10 protein-coding genes are annotated in these 11,842 nt (G+C 67.3%); 3 read left to right on the top strand and 7 right to left on the bottom strand.

Going from position 1 to position 11,842, the window contains the following annotated elements:
* Positions 1–93: 93 nt before the first annotated feature.
* On the bottom strand, positions 94–1,050 hold the full coding sequence (locus tag FHR21_RS06310) for a FecR family protein (RefSeq protein ID WP_184096339.1): 957 nt from the start codon (positions 1,048–1,050) through the stop codon (positions 94–96).
* Positions 1,047–1,643 carry an RNA polymerase sigma factor gene (locus tag FHR21_RS06305; protein WP_184096337.1) on the bottom strand — a complete coding sequence of 199 codons (597 nt, stop codon included), beginning with the start codon at positions 1,641–1,643 and terminating at the stop codon, positions 1,047–1,049. Before FHR21_RS06305 ends, FHR21_RS06310 begins: the two co-directional genes overlap by 4 nt.
* Positions 1,644–1,816: 173 nt before the next feature.
* Here FHR21_RS06305 and FHR21_RS06300 point away from each other — a divergent pair, with 173 nt between their 5' ends.
* Genes FHR21_RS06300 through FHR21_RS06290 form a run of 3 tightly spaced genes read left to right on the top strand, consistent with a single transcriptional unit; the run spans position 1,817 to position 4,217 of the window.
* Complete coding sequence (locus FHR21_RS06300) at positions 1,817–2,203, top strand: PepSY domain-containing protein (RefSeq protein ID WP_184096335.1); 387 nt, start codon at positions 1,817–1,819, stop codon at positions 2,201–2,203.
* Entirely contained in the window at positions 2,203–2,868 is a 666-nt protein-coding gene (locus tag FHR21_RS06295; RefSeq protein ID WP_184096333.1) for a response regulator transcription factor, read from the top strand. Before FHR21_RS06300 ends, FHR21_RS06295 begins: the two co-directional genes overlap by 1 nt.
* On the top strand, positions 2,865–4,217 hold the full coding sequence (locus FHR21_RS06290; RefSeq protein WP_221235022.1) for a sensor histidine kinase: 1,353 nt from the start codon (positions 2,865–2,867) through the stop codon (positions 4,215–4,217). Before FHR21_RS06295 ends, FHR21_RS06290 begins: the two co-directional genes overlap by 4 nt.
* Positions 4,218–4,227: 10 nt before the next feature.
* Here the strand turns inward: FHR21_RS06290 and FHR21_RS06285 are convergent, their stop codons facing one another.
* The 5 genes from FHR21_RS06285 to FHR21_RS06265 all read right to left on the bottom strand — a co-directional run bounded on the left by FHR21_RS06285 (position 4,228) and on the right by FHR21_RS06265 (position 11,780).
* Positions 4,228–5,883 (bottom strand): alpha/beta fold hydrolase, encoded by a 1,656-nt coding sequence (locus FHR21_RS06285; protein ID WP_184096331.1) that lies wholly within the window; start codon positions 5,881–5,883, stop codon positions 4,228–4,230.
* 291 nt (positions 5,884–6,174) lie between these two features.
* On the bottom strand, positions 6,175–8,211 hold the full coding sequence (locus FHR21_RS06280; protein WP_184096329.1) for a TonB-dependent receptor domain-containing protein: 2,037 nt from the start codon (positions 8,209–8,211) through the stop codon (positions 6,175–6,177).
* Positions 8,212–8,350: 139 nt separating this feature from the next.
* Positions 8,351–9,010: a response regulator transcription factor gene (locus tag FHR21_RS06275; RefSeq protein WP_184096327.1), complete on the bottom strand. Its 660-nt coding sequence runs from the start codon at positions 9,008–9,010 to the stop codon at positions 8,351–8,353.
* Positions 9,011–9,249: 239 nt separating this feature from the next.
* Positions 9,250–10,026 (bottom strand): hypothetical protein, encoded by a 777-nt coding sequence (locus FHR21_RS06270; protein WP_184096325.1) that lies wholly within the window; start codon positions 10,024–10,026, stop codon positions 9,250–9,252.
* 89 nt (positions 10,027–10,115) lie between these two features.
* Entirely contained in the window at positions 10,116–11,780 is a 1,665-nt protein-coding gene (locus tag FHR21_RS06265; protein ID WP_221235021.1) for a lipase family protein, read from the bottom strand.
* Positions 11,781–11,842: the final 62 nt, after the last annotated feature.

Below are 11,842 nucleotides of genomic sequence, written 5' to 3'. Positions count from 1 at the left end.
ATGTCTCCCTCCCATATCGGGCGCTCCTGTCCGGCGCCTTCGACCTGTAGAGTCTCGAACCGCGGTTTTCCTTCAGTTCGGGGCGCCTTTTATTCAGCGGGCGGGATTGCCGATGCGGATCTGCGCCGGATCGGACGGGTCGACCGGAACGCCGAGGGTGATGTGGACGGCCTGCGCGAAGCCTTCGGGATCGTCGGTACGGAACAGGCCGTCGAGCCGCTCGCCGGCGATGGCGGGATCGGCGACGACGAGGCGGCGGCGGTTGTAGCGGTTGAACTCGGCGACGGCGCTGTCGAGGCGGTCGCCGGCGAGATCGACCTTGCCACTACGCCATGCGAGCGCGCGGTCGATCGCCGATGGCGCCGCGGACGCCTGTTCGATCGCCGCATCGTCGGCGACGAAGCCGCGCGACCCCGCCCCCAGCCGGACGCGATGCCCCTCGGCACCGTCGGCCCAGACCTCGACCTCGCCTTCGGTGACGAGGATGTCGGCGCCGCCTGCGCGCCGCCGCACCGAAAAGGCGGTGCCGACCGCACGGACGCGGGCGCGGCCCGCCGCGACGACGAAGGGGCGCTGCCGGTCCTTGGCGACCTGGAACCAGGCTTCGCCCTGTTCGACCCGCACGTGGCGAACCGCGTCGTCCAGCTTCACCTCGATGGTGCTGGCGGTGTTGATCGCGGCGATCGAGCCGTCGGCAAGCGGCACGCGGCGGATTTCGCCTACGGATGTCGCATAGCTGGTTCCGCCGCCGAGCATCAGCGCGCCCGCGACGGACGCGGCGATGGCCGCGCCGCCGCCGGCGAGCAGGTTGCGGCGGCTCAGCCATCCGAAACGCGCCAGCCCGTCCTGCGGCACCGCCTCCGCCGGGCGCGGCAGATCGAGCGTCATCCACGCCGCCTGCGCGCGCAGCAGCGCGCCGGGGTGGCGCGGGTCGCGCGCGAGCCAGTCCTGCAAGTCCCGTTCCTGCGCGTCGGACCAATCGTCGCGGTCCATCCGCGCGACATAGCGCGCGGCGTCGGCGTCGATGTCGCTGGCGCTGCTGCGGGTCATGGCCGCTGCTCCCGCTCGCCGGCCATGCGCGCCTCGGCCTCCGCCTCGCCGTCGCGCCAGGCGCGCTGCACGGCCTGCACGCCGCGGAAGACCTCGTTCTCGACGATGCTCTCGCTCACGCCGAGCCGCTCCGCGATCTCGCGCTGCGAAAGCCCCTCGATCTTGCGCATCCGCACGATGCGGCGGCGGCGCTCGGGCAGGCTGTCGATCAGCGCCAGCAGGCGATTATAGTCGATCCGGCCGCCGGCCTCGCGCTCGGGCGAGGGGCGCAGATCGTCCTGATAGGCGTCGATCTCCGCAAAGGCCTCGATCGGCACGATCCGCGCGCGGCGCAGGCGCTGGACGAGGAGGTTGCGCGCGATCGAGAAAAAATAGGCGTCGGGCCGATGGATATGATCGACGCTGTCCAGCGCGGCGCAGCGCGAATAGCTTTCCTGAATCACGTCGTCGACATCCTCCTGCGACGCATGGCGCGCGAGCCACGCGCGCACGGCCCGCTCGTGGGGAATGACATGCTGTGTCACCCACGCGGCCATGCGGCGCCGCCGCTCGACATTCACGCCCTTCGTCGTGACCTCTCCTTCCCCCTGCATATGTCCTGTCTTGCACCCTAAGAGGCGCGGGAGGAGATTTTCCTTCTTCTCATGGCGAAAATTTTTTGCCGCCGCGGGAATTGCGCCGGGAAAGGCGCTTTCCCGGCGTGTATGGCGAACGCTGCGCGACCGGCTATCAGGCTGATATCAGCAAGCGACTCGTAAAAGGAGGCATGAACCGAATAAAGGACATCAAGATGCGTTTCACTTCTGCCCTCGCCCTGCTCGCCGCCGGCGCGCTGCCGCTCGGCTATGCCGCGGCCCCCACCATTGCCCACGGCTTTGAAAAGTCGCACGACCACGGCCCGTCCAAGGCCGAGCGCAAGCGCGCCGAACAGGACGCCATCCGCCAGGCCGTGCAGCGCGGCGAATTGCTGCCGCTGCCCCGCGTACTCGCCATCGCGCAGGCCAAGGTGCCCGGCGAGGTCGTCAAGGTCGAGCTCGAATATGAAAGCTGGGGCATCAAATATGAGGTCAAGATCCTGACGCCCTCGGGCCGGGTCCGCGAGGTCGAGATCAACGCCCGTACCGGCAGCGTCATCAAGATCGAGGATGATTGATGCGCGTCCTGCTCGTCGAGGATGATCCCGACCTGGCCGAGGATGTCGCGCAGGCGCTGACCGCGGCAGGCTTCGTCGTCGATCGCTGCGGCAATGGCGAAGACGCCTGGTTTCAGGGCGACGTCGAGGATTATGCGCTGGCCATCCTCGACCTCGGCCTGCCGCGCCTCGACGGGCTCAGCGTCCTCAAGCGCTGGCGCGGCGGCGGGCGGACGATGCCGGTGCTGATCCTGACCGCGCGCGGCGACTGGGCCGAAAAGGTCGAGGGGATCAATGCCGGTGCCGACGATTACATGGCCAAGCCCTTCGCGATCGGCGAGCTGATCGCGCGCGCGCGCGCGCTCGTGCGCCGGGCCGCCGGCCATTCCTCGCCGCTTCTCGTCGCCGGCGAGCTGACGATCGACACCGCGCGGATGACCGCAACGCTCGGCGGGCGCGAGGTCCAGTTGTCGCAGCTCGAATATCGCCTGCTGAACTTCCTCGGCCACCAGCAGAGCCGGCGCGTTTCCGCCGGAGAGATCGCCGACCATCTTTATGGCGCGAGCGACGGCCACGACACCAATGCCGTCGAAGCGATCGTCGCCCGCCTGCGGCGCAAGCTCGGCAACCGGGTCATCGAGACGCAGCGCGGCTTCGGCTATATGCTCACCGGGAAGATAGATTGACGCGCACCTCGCTCCGGCTGCGCCTGCTGCTCGGAGCGGCGGTGGCGATCTTCATCGCGCTGGCCCTGGCCTGGGCCGGCATATCGCTGCTTATCCACGATTATATCGAGCGGCGCGAAGTGGCGCAGCTCACGGCGTTGGCCGAGCAGGTCGTGGCGGGCCTGTCCATCGATAGCGCAGGGAAACCGGTGATCGACCCCGCCCCCGCCGACCCGGCCTTCCAGTCGCTCGCCAGCGGGGTCTATTGGCAGGTCGCCGGCCCCGGCGGCACCGCGCAATCGCCGTCGCTCTGGGACCAGAGCCTGCCCGACAGACCCGCGAAGACCGACGGGTGGTCGAGCGCCACCGTCGCCGGCCCATTCGACAAACAGCTCACCCTCGTCAGCCGCCGCGTACAGCCCGACGTGCGCGCCGTCGATGCCATCGTCCGCGTCGGCGCGAACGATCAGGAAATGCGCGAAGCCCTGCGCGAATTCGATACGCGGCTCGCCCTGTCGCTCGGCCTCCTGTGGCTCGTGCTGTCGCTCGCGGCCTATGCGCAGGTCAGCCTGGGGCTGCGACCGCTCGACCGGCTGCGGCACGAGCTCGACCGCCTGCGGCGCAGCCCCGCGGCCCGGCTCTCGGGCCGGCATCCGCAGGAAATCCTGCCCCTGACCGAGGCGATCAATGCGATGGCGGCCGCCCGCGAAGCCGATCTGGGACGGGCGCGGCGCCGCGCCGCCGATCTGGCCCACAGCCTCAAGACACCGCTCGCCGTCGTCGCGGCGCAGAGCCGGCGGGCCCGCGAGGCCGGCGCCGACGCGGCGGCCGACGGAATCGACCGCGCCGTCGAAGCGGCCGGCGCGGCGCTGGAGGCGGAACTCGCCCGCTCGCGCGCGGCGGCGGCGCGCGGCGCGAGCGGCGAAGCGAACCCGCAACAGGTGGCGGAAGGGCTCGTCGCAGTGATCGAACGAACCGAACATGGCGAGGCCGTCATCTTCACGGTCGATATCGACCCTGCGCTCCGCCTGCCGATCGAGGACAGCGACCTTGCCGAAATGCTCGGCGCGCTCGTCGAGAATGCGGCGCGCCACGCCAGGCGCCAGGTCCGCATCGCGGGGCGGCGCGACGGCGAAGATGTCGTTCTTGCCGTCGAGGACGACGGCCCGGGCATGACCGAGGAGGCCGTCGCCCGGGCGACCCAGCGGGGCGTCCGGATCGACGAGACCGGGAATGGCCACGGATTCGGCCTCGCTATCGTGCGCGACCTCGCCGAGGCGACCGAGACAGGCTTCCGCCTCGGCCGCTCGCCGCTCGGCGGACTCGCCGCCGAATTGCGCTGGGCGGGAGCGGAAGCCGACCGCGCCTGAATTCACCGGTCTATTTGACCTGCGTCGGCTTTGTTGACGGTTCCCAGACATCGCTCGCGGTCGCCACCAGTTCCTTCATGTCGGACCACGGCCGCGCGCCCGGAATATCGCGATATCCGAACACGGCCGCCTTGCCGTAGGCGATCATACGCTCGATGACGCGATTCTTCTCCTGCTCGGGCCAGACCGAGAAGGGGTGCGGACCGCGGACCACGACCAGTTCCTTCGGGCCGTCGACGCGGCTGTAGGATGCCATCGAGCCTTCCAGCGAGTCGGCGTAGCACCAGAGGCCGCGGGCGAGGAACACGCTCGGCCAGCGCGACATACTGGCAAGGATCGCCGAGCTGGGGAAGAAGACGATATTATGCTCCTGCTCGATCCCGCCGACGAACAGGTCGCGATCGCGTCCGGGGCCGCGACCATCGTCCTTGGGGGTCGTTTCCTTCGGAACATAGCCGGCGCCGCTCGTATATTCGGCCAGCAGCATGGCGCCCTTGATCGACGGGTCGCCCTTTGCCTCCCGGCAGGTGATTTCGGGTTCGTCATAGGTGCAGGCGCGGTCGAAGTTCATCGCCATCGCCCAGCCGCTCGCCATGGTTCCGCGCGAACTGCCCATGAAGAACACCGGCAGCCCCTCGCCGGTCGGGCCGCCCCGCAGCGACTCCGCCGCCGTCATACCCGTGCTCAGCCGGCCGTCCGCCGCCAGCGCGCGCATGCCCTCGCCGGTCCGCAGGCTTTCGACGATCGTCAGCAGGTCGCGTCCCTGCTGCAGCGTGTTGGTGTCGCTGTAGCCGCCCGAAATGCCGATGCCGCGACGATCGAGCGCGAGCACGTCATAGCCCGCTTCGTGCAGCTTGCGCCATAGCTCGCGCCAATGACGCATGCCCTGGAAGCCGGTATGGTCGCTCGGCCAGTCGTCGTTGGGATGGGTCGTTCCGTCCTTGGAAACGGTGTAGTGGATATCGCGCGGATCGTCGATCGCGGCGATACGGTCGCCGCCGCCGCCGCTGGAAATGACCAGTGCCCGCCGCCGGGTACCATCGGGGGCCTCGATGCCCTTGCCGCGGATATACCAGCCGCGAATTCGCCATGTCCCGTCCATCCCGAGATGGAGTCGTTCATAGGCCTCGACCGGAACGGTGAATTCGACGACCGACGTGTCGGCATCGACCGAGGCGAAGGGTTCGGTATAGGGCTGGCGCGCGAAGAAGGCGGGCCGGCGAATCTGCGTCAGGTCGGTGGCGGCGCCGCGCTCCTGCACCTTTCCCAGCAGGAAGCGGTCGCGGGGATCATTGTTGCGGAACTCCCGGTTCGGCGGGCGCCGCTTGTGCACCTGGTCGAAGACGCGCTTGCGGCATGCCTTGTCCTGTTCGCAGGCCGTCCAGCGTGCGCGCAGCTTCTCGTCGGTGAATTCGGTGACATAATAATCGCCCCGATAGCCTTCGGGCGGCCGATGCAGGCTGGAAGTGAAGGGTATGCAGGTCCGCGGGCCGGCGGATGTCGGCAGGATATAACCGGGCAGCTTCATCTCGCGATCATAATGGACCATCGCCTCGCATTCGAAGGGCGGGATCGGCGGCATCGTCGTCGCCTCCTGCGACGATGCCGCCCCCGGCAGCATCGTCGCGCCCAATAGAATCGACAGACAAGAAACGCCTCGCTTCATCCCATCCTCCCAACTCACGCCAATCCCCTGCCCGTTTTCGAGCTAGGGCATTTTTGTATTTTTGATTGTAAAGAGTCAATAGAGGAGGTGACCGGGGAGTGACGTAGTTTGAAAACAGGGGCGTGATCCTGCTTTCTTCGTTATCTCGCTTATCTGGGCCACGGATCAGGTGCGGAGTGACAAAGCGGGGAATTTCCCCTTCCAAAGCCAAACTGCGCCACCACCGGTGATTAAGCGGCGATTTTACAATTATGAGGTCAATAATACAATTTTGCCACGCGGCCCGTCGCCTCAACTGCCGAAGGCCCATTGCACATTGATTCCGAAATAGCGGCCGCTGCGCAGCGTGCGGATTTCGTGGAAATCGACTCCGCTCGTGCCCCGCAAGGCCGAATAGACATCGCGGTCGCGGATCGTCGGGCTGTCGGTCAGATTCTTGGCGAAGGCGCGCAGCGTCCAGTGCGCGGACGGCTTGTACTCGACGAAGGCATCGACCCGGTCGGACACGATGTCGCGTTCGATCTCGTCGACCTTGAACTCGATTTCGGTTTTCTTGACGATATAGTTGATCCCCATGCGCAAGCCATGGCGAGGCATGTCGTAGGTCAGCGAGACATCGGCCTCCACCGGCGGATCGCCCGAAATGCGGCGCTTGGCGCCGGTCAGCGGATCGCGAACGCGGCTGCGCCGGAAAAGCGCATTCCCCTTCACCGTCAGGCCGCGCAGCCCCAGGGGATCGAGCGGAAGATTGAGGTTCGCCTCCACCTCGTCGCGAGTGGCGTGGCCGATGTTGCCGGCCGAGTCGAAAGTCCCGTCGTCGGAGACGACGACGACGCGGTCGACAAGGTTGCTGATCGATTCGTGCCGCGCCGCGACGACCAGCGACCCGTCGCCGATCCGGCGTTCCCACGCCGCCTCGTAGCGGACGAGGCTGTCGGGCTCGAGATCCTTGTTGCCCGCGGTCACCGTGCCGCTGGTCAGCGACGGCGAGCTCACGAAATCCTCGAAATCGAGCTGTCCCACCTCGCGCTCGACCTGCAGCCGCAGCCGGTCGCGCGGCGATGCGGCCCAGGACACCAGCAGGCGCGGCTTGAAATAGGAGAGCGACTTCCTGAGTTCGCTGTCGCCGGTCTGCGACAGGCGCGATATCTCGTAGCGCATCCCGGTCTCGATCGAGAGGCCCGCGGCGGGACGCCAGGTTCCGGTCAGGAAGAATTCGGCGCGATTCTCCTCGACCCGCACATCGTCGGCGGGGAGCGGCACGTCGACGCCGTTCTCGGTGAGCGCGACATGGCTGTCGAGGACGTTGAGCGCGCCCTCTGCGCCGAGGTCGATCGACAGCAGCTTGCCGCTGCGGCGCAGCACGCCGCGCAGGATCGTCTCGCTGGCGGTCGTGTCGGTGGCATTGACCTCGTCCAGCCCGTCCTCGCTGGAGGTGTCGACGCCGTGCAGGCGGTTGTCGCGGCGGATCGCGAGCAGTTCGAGCCGGCTGCTCGCGCCGATGCCATGATCATATTCCACCTGCGCCTCGGTCGCCCGGGTGTTGTTGCGCTCGGTCGCGAGGATCAGCGCCGGGGCGGGGTAATAGATATCGTGGCGCACGTCGGCGAACATCTGGCTGCTCTTGAACAGCCCATTGGCGTGGAAGGTGCCGCCGAACAACGGCTGGCGATATTGGCCCGATATCTCGGTATAGCTGGTTCCCTCGGGCTGCTCGTAATCGACGAGCCGCAGCGGCGCGCCATCGGGGGTGAAGCGGTTGCGGCTGCCGAAGCCATGTTCGTCGTCGATCTGACGATAGCGGGCGGCCTGAAGCTCGATCAGCCGGTCGCCCGACCGGTAGCTGAGCGTCCCGGCGACGCGCGGCGACGAATAGCCGTGGCGGAAGACCGCATATTCGCCCTCGAGCCGCCCCGACAGCCGCGCCTCCTGTTTGCGCACGACATTGGCAAGCAGGGCATAGCCCTGCATGTCATAGCCCGCGGCGCTGTTGCGGACGAGTTCGATGTGATCGACCAGCCGTGCCGGAATGCGCTTGAGGATGGTTTCGAGCGTTTCCTCCTTGCTCGCGGGACGAGTGCCGTCGATCAGGACGTTGCCGCCCGATCCCGAATAGCCGCGCACCTCTGCATTGCCCTCCTGCAGGCGGAAGCCGGGGAGCAGCGCGACCATGTCATAGGCGGTCGTCGGCTGCGACCGGGTGAAGAAGTCGGCGGCATAGCTGGTGGTCCCGGCGCTGTCCGAGGTCTGCGCATAGAGAGGCGACGCCATGGCCAGAGCCGTCAGGGAAAGCGCGCAGCGCAGCATGATCGAGACGCGATGAGTCAATGAATCCTCCTGTTTCCGGTACGGCGCGAGCCGACGCCGGACTGCCTAGCGGAGGGGCGCTGACACGCGCCGTGCGGGAGGCGTCAGGAAGATGTCAGGAAAGGAGGGCGACAGCCGGGACGCAGAGCCGGCACCGCCCTCAGGCTTCGGCGAGCCTGTAGCCGAAACCCCGCCGATTCTCGATGATTCCGGGACCGACCTTGCGCCGCAGGCGAAGCACCAGCGCTTCGATCGCGTTGGAATCGGCGGCATCCGACGTCCCGTGGAGATGCTCGGAAATCTGTCCCGCGGAAAGCACCCGTCCGCCCTGATGCGCCAAGATGTCGAGCAGGCGATATTCGAGCGGAGACAATCGCACCGGGCGATCGTGCACCGTGGCGAGCATGCGGGCGGTGTCGAGCTGCAGCGGCCCCGACCGGAGGACCGGCGTGCTGTATCCCGCGGCGCGGCGCAGCAGCGCGCGGATGCGGGCGACGAGTTCGCGCATCGCAAAGGGCTTGGCGACATAGTCGTCCGCCCCTGCCTCGATGCCTTCGACCTTTTCGGTCCAGTCGCCGCGCGCGGTCAGGACGAGGACGGGAAAATTCCGCCCTTCCTCGCGCCAGCGCTTCAGGATGCTGAGCCCGTCGAGCCGGGGCAGGCCAAGATCAAGGATCGCGAGCGCAAAATCCTCGGTCCCGCCGAGGAACCAGGCGTCGAGCCCGTCGGCCACGAGATCGACGACGAAGCCTTCGCGGGTCAGCGCGTCGCGCAGGTCGCCGCCCAGGTCGGGATCATCCTCGACGAGCAGCAGCCTCATCGGATGTCCCCGCCGGCGCATGACATGGAATGCCGCGGCCGGGCGCGGCTCGAAGAGCATGGGAAAGACCTGTAACGGGACAAGGCGCGATCGTCCTTCTCGCCAGAAATTGCATTTCCAATTTTATAAAAACATATTGCCGATGGCAACCCCCATCGGGAAGGTGGCGGCCGGATCGAACCGGCGGCCTCGCAAGGATGGGACGGCGGCCGGAATCCGTCCGCCGCCCCTCTTCGCCTTCAGTGCGCGATCAGTTCGGCGATCGTGTTTTCGGTTTCGGTGCGGATTCCCATCTTCTTTTCGCTCCACGCCATCCATGCGGGATTGCTGCGGAGCCCGGCCCGGGTCTCCTCGGTCACCTTCTGCCGCTGGCCGAAAGCCTCCATGTCGCGATAATGCTGGATGAACAGCGCGTCCCAGGGCGTCCCGACGGGATAGCGGTTCATGTACATTTCATAGCCCGTCAGCGCGCCATTCTTCATCCAGCCGTCGAATTGCGGCAGGATATAGCCCTGCACATAATCGCGATACTGCCCTGCGTCCTTATATTCGTAGGGAATGATATAATAGACCTCGCCGACCTTCAGCGTGTCGGGGCTGCGCGACCAGGACAGGTCGGCGGCATAGGTCGCATAGGGATCGGCGAGGGCGAGACCGGCGGCGTCGAGCCCGCCCGGCGCGGTGCGTTCGAGCGCATTCCAGCGCAGCACGGCGGCATGCGAGGGAAAGCGGAGCACCGCCATGCCGTCCCACACCTCGGGCTGACGATACCAGCTATAGAAGATCCGGAAATCGGCGAGTTCGCCCTTCGCCTTCATCGCCTGCAGTTTCGCGGCGAAATCCTTTTGCAGATAGGTGCGGAACGCGGCCCGGTCGCCGCGTGCGGCGCGATAGTGGATGACGAGCGTGTTCGGCCCTTGCTGCAGTTCCTCCTGCGCCATCGCATCGGTAATGGGCGCAAGGCCCCAAAGCGGGGCGAGGGCAAGCGACAGCGGCAGCAGCATTCGCAGTTTCAAGGCAAATCTCCCTTCAAGCATCCGGTTCGGGCCGCAATCGCCCGACCGTTCCACCGCGGGGCAATCCGTGCCCCGCGACGATTTCCCGATCAGTCGCCCACGGTGGGCCGGGTCGACGGTTCCCAGACGTCGCTGCTCGTCGCGACCAATTGCTTCATGTCGGACCAGGGCCGCCCGCCCTCGAGCGGCACACCCAGCACCGCCGCCCGGCCGAAGGCGATCATCCGGTTCGCCACGCGCTTTCGCTCGGTATCCGGCCAGGTGGTGAAGGCGTGCGGACCGCGCACGACGACCATCTCCTTGACGCCGGGCACGCGGCCATAGGCGTCCATCGAGCCTTCGAGCGCATCGGCGTAGCACCAGAGCCCGCGCGCGAAGAAAGCGGCGGGCCATTTCGACATGCCCGCCAGAATGGCCGAACTGGGGAAGAAGACGATATTATGCTCGGCCTCGATCCCGCCGATGAAGAGCCCGCGGTCGCGCCCCGGCCCGCGGCCGTCGTCCTTGGGCGTCGTCTGCGCCGGCAGATAGCCGACGCCGCTCGAAAATTCGGCTACCAGCAGGGCGCCCTTGATTGCCGGATCACGCCGCGGCGGCGCGCACCCTATCTCCGCCAGGTCGTAGTCGCAGTCCTTGTCGAAATTGGCCGTCATCGCCCAGCCGGTCGCCATCGACCCGCGCGAACTGCCCATGAGCAGCGTCGGAAGCGCCGCCGTGGCGCCGGCCCCCCGGACGGCCGTGGCAGCATCGGCACCGGTCGAGAGCACGCCCGATGGCGAAAGCGCCCGCATCCCCTCGCCGGTCCGCAGGCTGGCGACGATATCGAGCAAATCGCGCCCCTGCTGCAGCGTGTTGGTGTCGCTGAAGCCGCCGGACATGCCGACACCCCGGCGGTCGATCGCCAGCACGTCGAATCCGGCGGCATGAAGATCGGCCCAGACCTGCCGCCAGCGGCGCTGGCCCTGGACCCCGGTCGTGGCGTTCGGCCAGTCGTCGTTGGGAATGGTGACGCCGGTTGCGGGGTCGACCACATAGGCCACGTCCACCGGATCGTCGATCGCCGCGACGCGGTCGCCGCCACCGCCGCTATGGATGACCAGTGCCCGCTTCCGTCCGCCCCTGCCGTCATCGATGCCGGCGCCCCGAATATACCAGCCGCGGATTCGGACCGGGCCGTCCGCCTTGCCGTGCAGCCGTTCATAAGCCTCTGGAGGGGCGGAAAATTCGACAACGAACGTGTCGCCGTCAGCCGCCGCGATCGGCTCGCGATAGGGCGCGCGGGCAAAGAAGCCGGGGCGGCGAACGGTCGACAGGTCGGTATCGGCCCCCTTCTCGTCCACCTTGCCGAGCAGGGATCGCCCGTGCGGATCGGTCAGCCCATATTCGCGGTTGGGCGGGCGCCGCTTCAGAACCTGGTCGAACACGCGGTCGTGGCACGCCGTGTCACGCTTGCAGCGCTCCCAGTCCTCGCGCAGCTTCGTATCGGTGAATTCGTCGACATAATAGTCGCCGCGATAACCCTCCGGCGGCTGGTTCAGTGTCGAGGTAAAGGGGACGCAGGTCCTGTCGCCCGCCGATGTCGCAATCCAGTATCCCGGCAATTCCATGTCGCGGTCATAGGCAACATACGCCTTGCATTCGAAAGGCGGGACGGGGGCACGGGTCGGGACGATCCCACCCTCCGATCCGCTCGCCGGCGCCGCGGAACCCAGAAGGGTCGCCGCCGATAAAAGTCCGATTCCGAAGCGGGTCATCGATTGCTCTCCCCCGGCCGGGAGGCTCCCGTCCTCCCCAAGGCTTTCCTGCCATTATAGTT

Origin of the sequence: Sphingopyxis panaciterrulae (assembly GCF_014199295.1) — a bacterium.
GTDB lineage: Bacteria > Pseudomonadota > Alphaproteobacteria > Sphingomonadales > Sphingomonadaceae > Sphingopyxis > Sphingopyxis panaciterrulae.
The sequence above is the reverse complement of the archived record's forward strand: the minus strand, read 5'-3'. Positions and strand labels throughout refer to the sequence as shown.

Excerpts from the sequence above, each read along its gene's own strand:
- FHR21_RS06300 (WP_184096335.1), top strand. The coding sequence starts at position 1,817 with ATGAACCGAATAAAGGACATCAAGATGCGTTTCACTTCTGCCCTCGCC.
- FHR21_RS06285 (WP_184096331.1), bottom strand. The coding sequence starts at position 5,883 with ATGAAGCGAGGCGTTTCTTGTCTGTCGATTCTATTGGGCGCGACGATG.
- FHR21_RS06310 (WP_184096339.1), bottom strand. The coding sequence starts at position 1,050 with ATGACCCGCAGCAGCGCCAGCGACATCGACGCCGACGCCGCGCGCTAT.
- FHR21_RS06265 (WP_221235021.1), bottom strand. The coding sequence starts at position 11,780 with ATGACCCGCTTCGGAATCGGACTTTTATCGGCGGCGACCCTTCTGGGT.
- FHR21_RS06295 (WP_184096333.1), top strand. The coding sequence starts at position 2,203 with ATGCGCGTCCTGCTCGTCGAGGATGATCCCGACCTGGCCGAGGATGTC.
- FHR21_RS06275 (WP_184096327.1), bottom strand. The coding sequence starts at position 9,010 with ATGAGGCTGCTGCTCGTCGAGGATGATCCCGACCTGGGCGGCGACCTG.
- FHR21_RS06305 (WP_184096337.1), bottom strand. The coding sequence starts at position 1,643 with ATGCAGGGGGAAGGAGAGGTCACGACGAAGGGCGTGAATGTCGAGCGG.